11 protein-coding genes and 1 other RNA gene are annotated in these 14,039 nt (G+C 69.6%); 7 read left to right on the top strand and 5 right to left on the bottom strand.

Going from position 1 to position 14,039, the window contains the following annotated elements:
- Positions 1-5 precede the first annotated feature (5 nt).
- From B842_RS09305 to rnpB, 3 genes are all read left to right on the top strand, one after another.
- Entirely contained in the window at positions 6-728 is a 723-nt protein-coding gene (locus tag B842_RS09305; protein ID WP_040086317.1) for a zinc ribbon domain-containing protein, read from the top strand.
- On the top strand, positions 728-1,924 hold the full coding sequence (locus tag B842_RS09300) for a bifunctional RNase H/acid phosphatase (RefSeq protein ID WP_245631365.1): 1,197 nt from the start codon (positions 728-730) through the stop codon (positions 1,922-1,924). Before B842_RS09305 ends, B842_RS09300 begins: the two co-directional genes overlap by 1 nt.
- Before the next feature lie 35 nt (positions 1,925-1,959).
- Positions 1,960-2,361: RNase P RNA component class A (rnpB, locus tag B842_RS13320), an RNA gene on the top strand.
- Here rnpB and B842_RS09295 read toward each other — a convergent pair.
- On the bottom strand, positions 2,355-2,567 hold the full coding sequence (locus tag B842_RS09295) for a hypothetical protein (protein WP_040086314.1): 213 nt from the start codon (positions 2,565-2,567) through the stop codon (positions 2,355-2,357). The genes rnpB and B842_RS09295 overlap by 7 nt on opposite strands.
- Before the next feature lie 42 nt (positions 2,568-2,609).
- On the opposite strand from B842_RS09295, the gene B842_RS09290 reads away from it, so the two are divergent.
- Positions 2,610-4,007, top strand: a complete 1,398-nt coding sequence (locus B842_RS09290) for a ribonuclease catalytic domain-containing protein (RefSeq protein ID WP_040086312.1) — start codon at positions 2,610-2,612, stop codon at positions 4,005-4,007.
- A 6-nt stretch (positions 4,008-4,013) separates the two neighbouring features.
- Here B842_RS09290 and B842_RS09285 read toward each other — a convergent pair whose 3' ends face one another.
- Complete coding sequence (locus tag B842_RS09285) at positions 4,014-4,622, bottom strand: DJ-1/PfpI family protein (RefSeq protein ID WP_040086311.1); 609 nt, start codon at positions 4,620-4,622, stop codon at positions 4,014-4,016.
- A gap of 26 nt (positions 4,623-4,648) precedes the next feature.
- Complete coding sequence (locus B842_RS09280) at positions 4,649-5,926, bottom strand: galactokinase family protein (RefSeq protein ID WP_248700180.1); 1,278 nt, start codon at positions 5,924-5,926, stop codon at positions 4,649-4,651.
- Between the two features lie 118 nt (positions 5,927-6,044).
- Between B842_RS09280 and B842_RS09275 the strand changes: the two genes are divergently transcribed.
- Entirely contained in the window at positions 6,045-6,263 is a 219-nt protein-coding gene (locus B842_RS09275) for a hypothetical protein (RefSeq protein WP_040086309.1), read from the top strand.
- A 58-nt stretch (positions 6,264-6,321) separates the two neighbouring features.
- Here the strand turns inward: B842_RS09275 and B842_RS09270 are convergent, their stop codons facing one another.
- Both B842_RS09270 and B842_RS09265 read right to left on the bottom strand, forming a co-directional pair.
- On the bottom strand, positions 6,322-8,220 hold the full coding sequence (locus B842_RS09270; RefSeq protein ID WP_061241440.1) for a CYTH and CHAD domain-containing protein: 1,899 nt from the start codon (positions 8,218-8,220) through the stop codon (positions 6,322-6,324).
- 89 nt (positions 8,221-8,309) lie between these two features.
- Entirely contained in the window at positions 8,310-9,380 is a 1,071-nt protein-coding gene (locus B842_RS09265) for a DUF2786 domain-containing protein (RefSeq protein WP_156119486.1), read from the bottom strand.
- Positions 9,381-9,563: 183 nt separating this feature from the next.
- Here B842_RS09265 and B842_RS09260 point away from each other — a divergent pair, with 183 nt between their 5' ends.
- Both B842_RS09260 and B842_RS09255 read left to right on the top strand, forming a co-directional pair.
- Positions 9,564-10,901, top strand: a complete 1,338-nt coding sequence (locus tag B842_RS09260) for a glutamine synthetase family protein (protein WP_040086307.1) — start codon at positions 9,564-9,566, stop codon at positions 10,899-10,901.
- A 24-nt stretch (positions 10,902-10,925) separates the two neighbouring features.
- On the top strand, positions 10,926-14,009 hold the full coding sequence (locus tag B842_RS09255; protein WP_040086306.1) for a bifunctional [glutamine synthetase] adenylyltransferase/[glutamine synthetase]-adenylyl-L-tyrosine phosphorylase: 3,084 nt from the start codon (positions 10,926-10,928) through the stop codon (positions 14,007-14,009).
- Positions 14,010-14,039: the final 30 nt, after the last annotated feature.

Here is a 14,039-nt window from a genome sequence, read left to right as displayed (position 1 = left end):
TAGACATGAAACTCGACCCCAAGCAGCAGACGATCCTGCTGGAGCTGGCCAACACCGAACGATCCCTCGACGTGGTGGGCGACAAGGCGTTCGTCACCCCGGAGCGCGAGGAGGTCGACCGCCTGCTCAAGGAGCAGCAGCGCATGCTCAACGCCTCCGCGGCCGCCCAGATGGCCGTCGACGACATGGAGGCGGAGATCCTCCGCATCCAGGAGGACGAGCGCAAGCTGCGCAAGCGCGCCGCCGACGACAAGGCCCAGCTCTCCGCCGAGCTGGACGAGGAACGCCGCCGCGACCTCGAGCACGACCGCTACTCCGTGAAGTCCCGCATCGCCGACCTCATGGGCGAACTCACCGAGTGCCACAACCAGATCCACGCCCTGCGCAACAACCGCGACAACCACGGTGCCAGGTGCGACGAGATCGCCCGGAAGCTGGAGGCCGCCCAGCGCGCCGCCGAGGCCGCCGAGGCCGCCAGCTCCGCCGTCCAGGACCCCGCCGAGCACATCGCCGACCTGCGCGCCCAGCTCCCGGAGAACGTCCTCGCCGAGTACGAGGCGCAGAAGAACGACTCCGACGTCGGGGCCGCCGACTTCAACGGCCGCACCTGCGGCGGCTGCTACATCGTGCTCTCCGGCGCCGACCAGGAGCGCATCCGCCGGGCCCCGGCCGATGAGCTGCCCCGCTGCCCCGAGTGCGGCACCTACCTCATCCGGAAGCAGGCCTAGTGCCGGGACCGCATGACCATGTGATCGTCTACGCCGACGGCGGCTCCCGGGGCAACCCGGGGGTCGCCGGTTCCGGCACGGTGGTCTACGCCGCCGACGGGAGGACCGCGCTGCGGGACATCGTCTACGTCGTGGGCCGCCGGGCGACCAACAACGTCGCCGAGTACCACGGCATGCTGCGCGGCCTGGAGGCGGCACGCGACCTGGGGGCCCGCACCGTCGAGGTGTACATGGACTCCAAGCTCGTCGTCGAGCAGATGTCCGGGCGCTGGAAGATCAAGCACCCCGACATGCAGAAACTCGCCCTGCAGGCCCGCCGCCTCATGGAGTCCTTCGACTCCGTCACCTTCACCTGGGTGCCGCGCGGGAGGAACGAGGTCGCCGACGCCCTGTCCAACCAGGCCATGGACGCCGCGGCCGCCGGCGCCGAGCCGGGCATCGTGGGCGGCACCGACGCCACCCCCGCCGAGGACCCGGCCGTGGACCCCGCCGTGGACGACTGCGAGATCGTCGCCACCCCGGACTCCCAGACCGGCACCCCCGCGCACTGGACCGGGGCGACCTCCCGCCCGACGCGCTTCGTCCTCCTGCGCCACGGACAGACCCCGATGTCGGCCGCCAAGCAGTACTCGGGCCACTCGAACCCCTCGCTCACCGAGCTGGGACGGGAGCAGGCCCGGGCGGCGGCGCGCACGCTGCAGGACCGCGGCGGCATAGACGTCATCGTCTCCTCGCCGCTGGACCGCTGCGTGCAGACGGCCACCGCCGCCGGGGAGGTGCTGGGGCTGGAGGTCGAGGTCGTCGACAAGCTCATCGAGCAGGACTTCGGCGAGTGGGAGGGTCTCACCTTCGACGAGGCGCACACCATGCACCCCGAGCTCCACGACGAGTGGCTCGCCGACCCGTCCATCGCCCCGCCGGGTGGCGAGTCCCTGCAGAAGCTGCACAACCGGGTGCGCTCCGTGCGTCGGGACCTGCAGCAGCGCTACCCCGGGCAGACGGTGCTGGTGGTCAGCCACGTCCAGCCGATCAAGTCCTTCGTCCGGCAGGCCCTCGACGCCGGGCCGCACGTGGTGGCGCGGATGTTCCTCGATCTGGCGTCGCTGAGCGTTGTCGAGTTCTTCGACGACGCCGACGCCCGCGTGGGTTCCACTCTGCGCATCTTCAACGACACCGCCCACCTGCGCTCTTCCTGATCGCCCGACACCGGAGTAAGGTGGGGAGACGCGAATGAGTCGGCCGGGTGATCGCGGCCACCGGACCAGCCCCTGCAGGGGCCAGGCGGTGGTCGAGGAAAGTCCGGACTCCACCGAGCACGGTGGTTGCTAACGGCAACCCGGGGTGACCCGCGGGCACGTGCAACAGAAAGTAGACCGCCGCAGTCCCTGGGACTGCGGTAAGGGTGAAAGGGTGCGGTAAGAGCGCACCGGCGGGCCAGGTGACTGGTCCGGCCAGGTAAACCCCACCGGGAGCAAGGCATCATGGTCTGCCACGTCGCAGACCGGATCGGACGTCCGAGGGCTGCTCGCCCGAGTCCGAAGGTAGCTGCTTGAGGCGGTCAGCGATGGCCGTCCCAGATGGATGATCACCGCCCTCACGGGCACAGAATCCGGCTTACAGGCCGGCTCATTCGCCCCTGTGTATCTCGCGGAGCTGCTTCTCGACGACCTCCCGCGCCGCCGCGATGTTGTCACTGGCGGTGCACACCGCCTGCCGCGCCGAGTAGCGCTCCCACTCCCGGCGGATCAGTTCCGCGACGACCTGGTCCTGCGAACGACCTGATTCGAGTGCCAGCATCTCCAGCTGGGCCTGGTGAGTCTCCGAGAGGGCGATGTCCATGGGGACCCAGGGTACCCGGCTCCTGTGTAACAATGGGACCTCATGAAGCTCTACGCTGCGCCCCTCAACTTCCGTGGCATCGCCGAGGAGTTCGGTGTCCCGACCGAATTCCCCGCTGAACTGCACGCTGAGGCGGCGGCCGCGGAGGACCGGTTCGCCGGGCAGCGGCGGGACATGCGGGGCGTCCCGTTCGTCACCATCGACCCGGTCGGGTCCAGGGACCTCGACCAGGCCGTCTACATCGAGCGGAGCGCCACGGGCTACCGGGTGCTCTACGCCATCGCCGACGTCGCCGCGTTCATCGTCCCCGGCAGCGCCCTCGAGGCGGAGTCCCTGCGCCGCGGCCAGACGATCTACCTGCCCGACGAACCCGCCCGCCTGCACCCGGAGGAACTGTCCGAGGGGTCGGCGTCCCTGCTTCCCGACGTCGACCGGCCCGCCGTCGTCTGGACCTTCGACCTCGACCTCGCCGGTGAGGTCGAGGAGTTCCACGTCGAGCGCGCCCTGGTGCGGTCCCATGCCCGCCTCGACTACGACGAGGTCCACGGGGACTACCTCCGCGGCGAGATGCACCCCTCCGTCACCCTGCTGCCGGAGGTGGGACAGCTCCGGGAGGTGTCGGCGCTGCGTCGGCGCGCGATCAACCTGCGCCTGCCCTCCCAGCGTGTGAAGTCCCTCGACGACGGCACCTACGAGCTCATCGTCGAACCCCGCCACGAGGTCATGGACTGGAACTCGGAGATCTCCCTGCTCACCGGCATGTGCGCCGGGCAGCTCATGGTCCACCACGGGCAGGGACTCCTGCGGATCCTGCGCCCCGCGACCCCCGAGTCCGAGGCCCAGTTCCGCTCCGAGGTCCGTGCCCTGGGGTACGAACTTCCCGACGACCGCCCCATCGGCGAGTTCCTCCAGTTCATCGACGCCGACACGCCCCGCGGCATGGCCGTCATGCGGGAGGCCCAGAAACTCCTGCGCGGCTCCGGCTACGCCCGCGTCGAGGCCGGCGACGCGGAGGTCCACGCCGGCATCGGCGGCTACTACGCGCACGTCACGGCACCGCTGCGGCGTCTCGTCGACCGCTTCGCCACGGAGTACTGCCTCGCACTCTGCGCCGGGCGGGAGGTTCCGGAGTGGGTCGCCGGACGAGCCGACGAGGTCATCGCCGTCATGCAGCGCACCTCCGCGCTGGCCAGCTCCGTGGACCGGGCCAGCCTCGACCTCACCGAGGCGACCGTCCTCGCGCCGTGGGTGGGCCACAACTTCGACGCGGTCATCCTCTCCTCCGACCGGGAACGCGACCAGGCCCGCATCTTCGTCGCCGAGCCGCCCGTGCTGGCCAACGCCCTCGGCCACCCCGAGCAGGGGACCACGACGAAGGTGTCGCTCATCCGGGCGGACAGGCAGACACGTGACGTCGCCTTCGCCTGGCCCGCGGACTGACCGGATCTACCCGCGCAGCGCCGCCATGAGCCGCCCACCCCAGGACGGGTCGCCCGTGGCGTACATCTGGTGCCAGGCGTGCGCCGCCTCCGCGTTCATCAGCCCCGCGGCCACGAGGATCTCCCGGGTGAACTCCAGGGCGCTGGTGCCCGGCGCGGTGATGAGGGGACCGTCGACGACGACGCGGGCCTCCTCGTAGAGCCCACCCCCGCGGTAGCCGCTCTCCGCGAGGAAGTCGGCGCTGTTGCTGGTGTGACGGCGGGCGTCGAGAAGCCCCCTCCGCGCCAGCCCGAGCGTGGCGCCGCAGATCGCGGCGACGGGCTGCCCGTGGGCGAGCCGGTCGGCGCCCAGACCGAGGATGGCGTCGTGGCGCCTGTGCCATGTCGAGCCGCCCGGCAGGACGAGCATGTCGATGTGCGCCGGATCCAGTTCCCCCAGCGTGTACTCCGGGTGCAGGCGCAGGCCACCGAAGGTGCTCACCTCCGCGGTGGAGTCACCCGCGACGATGAGGTCGACGGCCATCCCGGTCTCCCGGAGGTGGCCGAGGGCACCGGCGAGGGGGCCGTACTCCCAGTCGGCCATGGTGTCGAAGGCGTAGAGCACAATATGCGTCATGCCCGCAGCCTACACTGTGACACGAATCACTGTTCAGGCTTTAAGACGTCGGCCACCCGCCCGCGACCCAGCCGCACCACGACCAGACCATCCTCCGACAGGTCCCGCACGAACATGTCCGCCTGACGGCCCGGCACACCCGCGATGACGGCCTCCACGTTGCCCGCCGACGCCGCGCGGGCGCCCAACGCCCCACGGATAAGACACAGCTGCACCATCGCCTCGGAACCCAGCAGACTGTAGGGCCCCGTCAGGCCCGACTGGGACTGGGCCAGCAGCGGCCAGATGTCCTCCGTGCGGCGGGAACGCAGCACCCGCGCCATCCGCTGCGCACGGATCGTCTCCTTCTCCTCGAACGCCAGCCAGGCGGCGGCCTCCGCCACCGAGGGGGTGTCCTCCGTGCCGTGCACCTTGTGGACGGCGGTGAGCCACTCCACCACCCGCTGCGGCGCATCGGGGAGCAGCCGCAGGGACTCCGTGCCGAAGGCGCGGCAGGCCTCGGCCACGAAACGGCGCCGTTCCAGGATGGCGTCCGCACGGTCCACGCGGGCCTGCTCCACCGACACGGCGAAGAACTCCAGATCGGAGGACTGGGGATGGGGGACCTGGGTGACCGAACCGTCGGCGTAGTCGATGACCGACACCGTGTCCGGCTGCCCCCGCAGGGCCGCCGTGTGCCGGGCCCGCAGCGGCGGGGCAGGCGAGAACATCTCCGCGGACTGGCTGCACATCTCCGCCAGCCGGGCCCGCATCGGGGCGTCGTCCAGGTCCGTGGAGTCCGCGAGCAGAGCCAGCGTGAAGGCCACGTCGAGGGCGGCCTCATCGCCGAGTCCCGCGCCATCCGGGATGTCGCTGACCACCGTGACCTCCAGGCCGCCGGTGTCACGCGAGAGGAGCTGGCGGTTGATCATCGTCCAGACCAGACCACCCACCCGGGCCGCCAGACCACCCTCCGGGGTCGGCGGTTCCTCGGGGCGACCCCGCTCATCGATGGACGGCTGCTGGGCGGCGGCCATCTCCGCCACGACACCCAGGCTGATCTGGTCCTCCACGAGGTCCACCCCGGTGGGCGTGGTCACGTGAGCCACGACAGTGACCAGGTCGTCCGAGCGGGGGCTCAGTGCGACACCCACCTCGGGTTCGGCCAGCGCCGCCAGCACCACACCACCGGAGTGGTCGACGTGCTCACCGATGAGCAGCCAGGTGGCGGGGGCGTGGGCCACCGACACCGGTTCTGCACCGGTCCGCTCACGGTGGGCGGCGGCCGCACGATCGGTGACGGGCAGGTCGGCAACAGGCCACATCGGCATTTCTGAATCTCCTTACAGTCGTGACCTTTCCCACTGTAGCCGCCGCCATACACCGTCGAGCACAGGTAGCCTGGGCTTTATCTATCCGACAGAATCGACAGAGGAGGACAGCATGGAACCTGAGGATCTGAAGTGGTACTTCGACCCGAAGACCGGTGACGTCACCCAGGGCAAGGAAGGCGCCTGGGACGACCGCATGGGGCCCTACGACACCCGCGAGGAGGCTGCGGCCGCGCTCGACATCGCCGCGGCACGCACCGCCGCCGCCGACGCGGAGGACCGCAAGGAGGACGACTGGGGCAAGCCGGCCTCCTGGGAGACCGACAAGTAGCCCCACCCCGTGTGAACAACCCGGTGGCCCGGTCCCGTCAGGGGCCGGGCCACCGCGTCTAGTCCTGGTCCTTCTTCTTGTTCTTCCTGTCCTTCTTCTTGGCCGCCTTCGCTGCCTCCTTCTCGGCCTTCTCGTGGGCCTCCTTCACGGATTTCATCAGACGCTCATACGCCTTCCGGATCGTCTTGACCTCCTCCGCGTAGTCCTCCAGCGACTTCAGGCCGATGGTGCGCTCACGCTGGTAGAGCAGCCCGTAACCGAAGGTGTCCTCGCCGCGGCGGCGGGCCGCCTGTGACATCTGCACGAGCTTGTCCCGGGACGTCACCGCATCCTGGAAGTCCCCGAGGCTGGACTGCAGCGCCTTACAGGCGTTGTACAGCCGCTTCGTCTTCAACTGCGTGGCAGCGCCGACCGCCTCCGCCGCGTAGCGCAGCTTCTTCGCCGACTTGCGCATGTCGTGGAAGTACTCCTCGCGCTGGTGCAGGGTCAGCTCCATGTTGTCCCAGTTCTTCACGGCCTTGTGGTGCCGCTTCATCAGGCGGCGGTAGGCGTCCTCCAGGTGCTCCGAGAGGATCGCCTCCACCTCCTCCGGGCTCTGGGCACGGTGGACCTCCACAGGGACGTCGGCCCCGGGATCCTCCGTCGGAGCGCCCTCCGCCACCATGTCCGCCTCTTCCTCGGTGGTGTCCTCCTCCGGGTCGACGCCGTCGGTGGACACCTCCATGACCGGTTCGCCGGCGCCACCCTCGGCACCCATGTCCAGGTCGGCGGCGACATCCTCCTCGGTGGCTGGCTCAGGGGAGGCGACCTGCTCTACCGGGACATGGGCGTGGGCGCCGGCCACCGGCGGATCAGCGAGAAGCGCGTCGATGGCGTCGAGCAACGCCAGGTAGCGGTCGGAGTTCAGCGTCGCGACCACACGACGGTGCGCGCGCCGGTACTCCTCACCCATGTCATGGCGCAGGTGCTCACGGGTGGTCTCGTCGAGGACGTCGGAGTCCTCCGAGTCCAGCAGACGGAGGAAACGTTCCTCGACGACCTCCGCGTCGCGGGCGTAGCCGAGCATGCCTGCCAGGAGCTTGAGTTCCGACTCGATGTGCTTGAGTTCCTCGCCACCGAGAATGCCGTCGAAGGTCTCCATGTGGCTGCGCAGCTCGCGGGTCGCCACGCGCATCTGGTGGACGGAGTCCCATTCGTCGCGGCGCACCTTGGGGTCGTACTCGTGGAGCTTGTCCCGGTTGAGCTTCAGTGCCGCGATGACGGCCGCGGCCGGGGACTCCGGGTCGATGTCCGCATCGACGAGGAAAGGCGGCAGCTCCGCCGAGGACACCGAGTCGCCCAGTGCCATGGCGAGCTTGGAGGGGGAGGAGGACACCCGCGCCCCGGCACCGACCAGCAGCTGTGTGGCCGAGAGCAGAAGCGGATTCCCCACGGTCGTGGCCGGGGAGTCGCCGGTGAGCTCGACCTCCCACTCACGCCAGGAGGTGTGGGCACCGCCGGGGAGCAGCGACCAGGCGGAGACGTGGTCATCACAGAACTCCGCCACAGGCGTGCCGTCCGCGGCCGCCAGAGTCGACTCCACCCGCTCGTTGTCCACCTGCGCGATCGGGTTGAGAGTCTCCCTCCGGACCAGGGCACGGACCTGGGAGGCGATCTCCTCAGGAACCTCGAAGCGACCGTCCACCGGCTCCCCCAGAGGCGCATGGATCTCCAGCCGCCCGGCGATGCCGGGGAGTTTGAGGTGCCAGCCGTCGTCGTCCCCGCCCTCCCGTCGACGGAGGGTGATCCGGGAACGGGTCAGACGAAGGTCCGCCGTGTCGTAGTAGACCGCTGACAGCCGGTGGGTCTTCGTCGCCGCGATTGCGTCGACACCGGTCAGCCGGGTCAGATCCGGGACAACGGACGTGTCTGAGACCGCGAACTTAGCCTCGACCTCTAGAAACGTGCTGGTGGACATGGTTGCTCCTCCTGTGGGTGTGTCGAAGGGGTGGGGGAAGGGGGTGTTGACCCCAATCTACCGCCGTGCCGGGGGTGACGGCGTGGCGCTCAGGCACTGTTCAGAGTGGTCCGGGACGGTCCCAGGTGAGAGCGTTCGGCGGCGGCGACACCGTCGGTGGACCCCGAGTGACAGTGTCGGTGCCCGAAGCTCATTCCGCTGGTGTGGGGGAAGATCCGGTCGCGGACCTCCTCCGCCACCGCGTCGCGCCGGGCGAGCACCGGCAGTGCGCCGCCGGATGCTCCCGCGTCCGCCGGAACGTCCATCGTCGCCTGGTTCAGCAGGTCCAGGATGCGGTTCGCGTAGGCGAAGAGGAAGGAACGTCGGTAAGCGGAGGTCTGTCCCCGGCGGTGCGCGGCGGTGGCGCCGGGGGAGTGCCGCATGAAGTAGTCCCGCTGGTGGTTGAGGCTGGTGAACAGCTCGAGGCAGTGCCGGACGTCATCAGGGTGACCCAGAAGGGTGGCGATGCCGACCTCGCCCGACAGGACCGTGCGGCAGGAGTTGGGGACCGCCACGGAACCGAGCAACAGAAACTGGAATCGGATCCAGGGGGCGTGCAGGTGGACGCGGACGCTCACCACGTCGCCCAGTTCCTCCGGCCCCTCATCGAGCGCGTGCTCGAGTCGGTAGCGCTGACGGAGCTGCTGGGCCTTCGCCACCAGGGACTCGGCCTCCGCTGCGAAGGTGGTGGACCGGGCTTTCCGGAGCAGCCCGGTGATGCGCTGCCGGGCGCGTCGCTGCGCGGGGGAGGGGCCTGACGCAGGGTCACCGCCCCGCAGAAGTGCGTGCCGGTCCGTGTAGACGTCGGTGTCGGTGAACGCGGGCAGGCGCCACAGATCGCCGGCGAGTACCTGCCGCGCGCGGTGGTCGAGCGCGGCCGGGGTGTCGTCGGCGACCTCGCCGAGGTGGCGGTCCCAGGCGGCCGCGATGCGTGGATGTGCCACACCAGGTACCCGCGGGTGGGTCGCCCGGAGGAGGGGCACCACTGCGGGGCCCAGGACGTGGCGCAGGTCGTCGGGGGTCCAGCCCTGGCGGGCGGCGTCGAGAAGTTCTCTGGTGATGGTCTGCTCGGAGATGTCGTCGAGTTCGGGAAGGTGCACGGCTGCCGGCTCTCCATTCATGGGAATGAGTGTTCGATTTGTTCGGGCAGGGACAGTTGATCATCCGCACCCGACATGTCCACCCCCGCTCACCCGTGCGAGCCCTGACGACCAGCGCGGACAGGGCGGGGAAATCACCCCCGCCGCAGCCCGGGGAGGCGACCTCGGGACGGTCGTGTCGGGTGCGCAATTAGAGTTGAGGGCATGAATCGTCAACAGGAATTCGTGCTCCGCGCCGTCGAGGAACGGGACATCCGCTTCATCCGGCTGTGGTTCACCGACATCCTCGGCTACCTCAAGTCCGTCATGATGAGCCCGTCCGAGCTGGAGGGGGCGTTCGAGGAGGGGGTCGGATTCGACGGTTCCTCGATCGAGGGTCTCTCCCGAGTCTCGGAGTCGGACACCATCGCGTTGCCCGACCCCTCCACCTTCCAGGTGCTGCCCTTCGACACGGACAACCCCGAGCTGCAGACCGCCCGGATGTTCTGCGACATCACGATGCCCGACGGGCAGCCCTCCTGGTCGGACCCGCGGCAGATCCTGCGTCGCCAGGTGAGCCTGGCCGCCGACGAGGGATTCACCTGCATGATCTCCCCCGAGGTCGAGTTCTACCTGTTCAGCCAGGGGGAGGGTCCCGGCATGATCGCCCCCACAGACAACGGCGGGTACTTCGACCAGGCCACGTACAACATGGCGCCGCGCTTCCGTCGGGAAGCAATGACAGCCCTCGACGCGATGGGCATCGCCACGGAGTTCTCCCACCACGAGACCGCGCCGGGCCAGCAGGAGATCGACCTGCGGCACGCCGACGCCCTGACGATGGCGGACAACATCATGACGTTCCGCTACCTCATCAAGCAGGTGGCCGCCTCCAACCGGGTCCGCGCCACCTTCATGCCTAAGCCCTTCACGGAGCACGCCGGCTCGGCGATGCACTCGCACATGTCCCTGTTCGAGGGCGACACGAACGCCTTCCACGACCCGGACGACGAGATCTCGCTGTCCAAGACCGGCAAGCACTTCATCGCCGGCATCCTGCGCCACGCGCAGGAGATCTCCGCGGTGACCAACCAGTGGCCGAACTCCTACAAGCGCATCGTCTTCGGGAACGAGGCGCCGACCGCGGCCACCTGGGGCGTGTCCAACCGTTCCGCCCTGGTCCGGGTCCCCACCTACCGGCTGGCCAAGGCTGAGTCCCGCCGCGTCGAGGTCCGTTCCCCGGACTCCGCATGCAACCCCTACCTGGCCTTCTCCGTGCTGCTCGGCGCGGGGCTCAAGGGCATCCGGGAGGAGTACGAACTGCAGGACCCGGCAGAGGACGACATCTCGGCGCTGACCCGGCGTGAACGCCTGGCCATGGGGTACGAGGACCTGCCGTCCTCGCTGGACCAGGCTCTGCGTGTGCTGGAGAAGTCCGACTTCGTCGCCGACATCCTGGGGGAGCAGGTCTACGAGTACTTCCTGCGTTCCAAGTGGAACGAGTGGCACAGCTACCAGGAGCAGATCACGCCCTGGGAGCTGCGGAACACCCTGGACTACTGACCAGGCAGAAGAGGAGAAGCGAGCATGACCCGCACCATCGTCCCGTCGTCGGCGGTCCTCAGTCTCACCGGTCGCCGCGCCGCCGAGGACCTCGCGGAGCTGGGCTGGGACAACGAGGACTCCGTTGACCTGCTGTGGGCTCTCGCCGGGGCCGGGGACGCGGATCTGGCGCTCAACACGCTCGTCCGCATCATGGCGGCCCTGGGCGACGACAGGGCGGAGTTCGACGATGCACTGCGTCGGGATCCCGGGCTCCGCGTCCGGCTGTTCGCCCTGCTCGGCGGGTCAACCGCCCTCGGCGACCACCTCGCCGCCAACCCGCACCTCTGGCAGGAACTCGCCCGCGGTCTGCCGACCCCCGAGGAGCTCATGCAGGTGATGCTCGGCGCCGTCGACGCGGTGCCGGCCGACTTCGACGTGGCCGACGAACCCGAGGGCGTCACCGACACCGCCACCAGCGACCTCACCACGCCCGGTACCTACCGGGCGCGGATCGTCGACTCCGAGGCCGCCACCGCCCTCCGTCTGACCTACCGCACCCTCATCATGCGGATCGCGGCGCACGACCTGGCCGGCACCTTCGGTGCCCGGCGCGGCGAGGTCCCGGAACAGCCCGTCATCCCGTTCACCACGGTCACGGGCCTGCTCACCGCGCTTGCCGACGCCGCCCTCACCGCCGCCCTCGCCGTCGCCGTGGCGGGGGTCTACGGGGAGGGGCGGGGCGTCGACACGCGTCTGGCGGTCATGGCGATGGGCAAGTGCGGTGCCGGGGAGCTGAACTACATCTCCGACGTCGACGTCATCTTCGTCGCGGAGCCCGCCACCCCGAAGGCCACGCGCCTGGCCGGTGAGATGATGCGGATCGGGTCGAAGGCGTTCTTCGAGGTCGACGCCAACCTGCGGCCGGAGGGTAAGTCCGGCGCGCTGGTGCGCACCCTGGACAGCCACGTCGCGTACTACCGGCGCTGGGCGGAGACCTGGGAGTTTCAGGCCCTGCTCAAGGCCCGCCCCATGACCGGGTCGATGGACCTGGGGCGTGACTACATCGAGGCGCTGTCCCCCATGGTGTGGACGGCCTCGCAGCGGGACTCCTTCGTCGACGACGTGCAGGCCATGCGTCGCCGCGTCCTGGAGAACGTTCCCGAGGCACTGCGCCTGCGCGAGCTCAAGCTGGGGGTCGGCGGGCTGCGCGACGTCGAGTTCGCCATCCAGCTGCTGCAGCTGGTCCACGGCCGTTCCGATGAGACGCTCCGCGTGCTGGCCACCGTCGACGCACTCGAGGCACTCGTGCACGGGGGTTACGTCGGACGGGAGGACGGGCACCAGCTCATCGAGGCCTACGAGTTCCTCCGCCTGCTGGAGCACCGCCTGCAGCTGCACCGGCTCCGCCGGACGCACACGATGCCGGCCGACGACGACGAGAAGAACCTCGTCTGGCTGGCCGGGACCGCCGGTTTCGTCGGGTCCGGCAAGAAGTCCGCCGTCGACGCCCTGCAGAAGCACCTGCGCAGGATCCGTCTGCTCATCTCGGACCTGCATTCGCGGCTGTTCTACCGCCCGCTGCTGCACACCGTGGTCAACCTCTCCGTCGACGAGATCACCCTGTCCCCGGAGGCCGCGAAGCTGCAGCTCGCGGCGCTCGGCTACCGTCACCCCGTCCGCGCCTTCGAGCACCTCACGGCGCTGGCGGCGGGAGGTTCACGCAAGGCGAAGCTACAGGCCATGCTGCTGCCGACCCTGATGACCTGGCTGTCGGAGACCGCCGACCCGGATGCCGGCCTGCTCAACTACCGCAAGCTCTCCGACGCGGCCTACGACCGTGTGTGGTTCCTGCGGATGCTGCGCGACGAGGGCGTGGTCGGCCAGCGGCTCATGCGGATCCTCGGGACCTCCCCGTACACCTCGGCGCTGATCATCTCCTCGCCGGACTTCGTGAAACAGCTCGGCGACGGAGCCACCGGCCCGAAGGTGCTGGCACCCGCCCCCGACCAGGTCTGCAAGGCCCTGGTGGCCTCCTCGAAACGGCACTCCGACCCCGACCGGGCGGTGTCGGTGGCGCGGTCGCTGCGCCGCGTGGAGCTGGCCCGCATCGCCTCCGCCGACCTGCTCGGTTTCATGCCGGTCGACCAGGTCTGCATGGAGCTGTCCCTCGTATGGGACGCGGTGCTGCAGGCCAGCCTCCTGGCGGAGGTGCGGTGGAGCCTGGAGGAGAACGATCTCCCGGAGCCCCCGGCCCGGATCGCCATCATCGGCATGGGCCGTCTCGGTGGGGCGGAGCTGGGCTACGGCTCGGACGCCGACGTGATGTTCGTCTGCGAGGCGGCGGACGGTGTCGAGGACGGTGAGGCGGTGAAGTGGGCCATCGGCATCTGCGAGGGCATGCGTGCGCGCCTGGCGAAGCCCTCCGGTGATCCGCCACTGGAGGTCGACCTCGGTCTGCGTCCGGAGGGACGCTCGGGTGCCGTGGTGCGGACCCTCGACTCCTACGAGCGTTACTACCGGCAGTGGGGTGAGATCTGGGAGATCCAGGCCCTGCTGCGCGCCACGGTCGTCGCCGGCGATGAGGAACTGGGCACCCGTTTCCTCACCATGATCGACGAGTTCCGCTACCCGGAGAAGGGGGCGTCGGCAAGCGACATCCGGGAGATCCGCCGTATGAAGGCCCGCATCGACGACGAACGGCTGCCGCGTGGCGCCGACCGCACGACCCACACGAAGCTGGGGCGAGGCGCGCTGACCGACATCGAGTGGACCGTGCAGCTGCTGACGATGATGCACGCCCACGAGTACCCCGAACTCCACAACACATCGACGCTGGAGCTTCTCGACGTCATCGCCGAGAAGGAGATCATCCCCCCGGAGAACGTCGCCATCCTGCGGGAGGCGTGGCTGTGCGCCACGAACGCCCGCAACTCCCTCGTGCTGGTCAAAGGCCGACGCACCGACCAGCTGCCGGGACCGGGGCCGGCGCTCGCGCAGGTCGCCGGCGCGGCAGGCTGGGACCCCGAGGACTACCAGGGATTCCTCGAGCACTACCTCAAGGTGACGCGGAAGGCCCGGCAGGTCGTTGACGAGGTGTTCTGGGGTGAGGCGGCGCTGCAACCCTGAGTCGGGGTGAGGTGTCACCACTAGGGGTGG

Source organism: Corynebacterium humireducens NBRC 106098 = DSM 45392, from assembly GCF_000819445.1.
In the GTDB taxonomy this organism is placed as follows: domain Bacteria; phylum Actinomycetota; class Actinomycetes; order Mycobacteriales; family Mycobacteriaceae; genus Corynebacterium; species Corynebacterium humireducens.
This window is presented reverse-complemented; position numbering and strand designations above follow the sequence as displayed.

Excerpts from the sequence above, each read along its gene's own strand:
- B842_RS09305 (WP_040086317.1), top strand. The coding sequence starts at position 6 with ATGAAACTCGACCCCAAGCAGCAGACGATCCTGCTGGAGCTGGCCAAC.
- B842_RS09295 (WP_040086314.1), bottom strand. The coding sequence starts at position 2,567 with ATGGACATCGCCCTCTCGGAGACTCACCAGGCCCAGCTGGAGATGCTG.
- B842_RS09290 (WP_040086312.1), top strand. The coding sequence starts at position 2,610 with ATGAAGCTCTACGCTGCGCCCCTCAACTTCCGTGGCATCGCCGAGGAG.
- B842_RS09285 (WP_040086311.1), bottom strand. The coding sequence starts at position 4,622 with ATGACGCATATTGTGCTCTACGCCTTCGACACCATGGCCGACTGGGAG.
- B842_RS09280 (WP_248700180.1), bottom strand. The coding sequence starts at position 5,926 with ATGTGGCCTGTTGCCGACCTGCCCGTCACCGATCGTGCGGCCGCCGCC.
- B842_RS09275 (WP_040086309.1), top strand. The coding sequence starts at position 6,045 with ATGGAACCTGAGGATCTGAAGTGGTACTTCGACCCGAAGACCGGTGAC.
- B842_RS09270 (WP_061241440.1), bottom strand. The coding sequence starts at position 8,220 with ATGTCCACCAGCACGTTTCTAGAGGTCGAGGCTAAGTTCGCGGTCTCA.
- B842_RS09265 (WP_156119486.1), bottom strand. The coding sequence starts at position 9,380 with ATGAATGGAGAGCCGGCAGCCGTGCACCTTCCCGAACTCGACGACATC.
- B842_RS09260 (WP_040086307.1), top strand. The coding sequence starts at position 9,564 with ATGAATCGTCAACAGGAATTCGTGCTCCGCGCCGTCGAGGAACGGGAC.
- B842_RS09255 (WP_040086306.1), top strand. The coding sequence starts at position 10,926 with ATGACCCGCACCATCGTCCCGTCGTCGGCGGTCCTCAGTCTCACCGGT.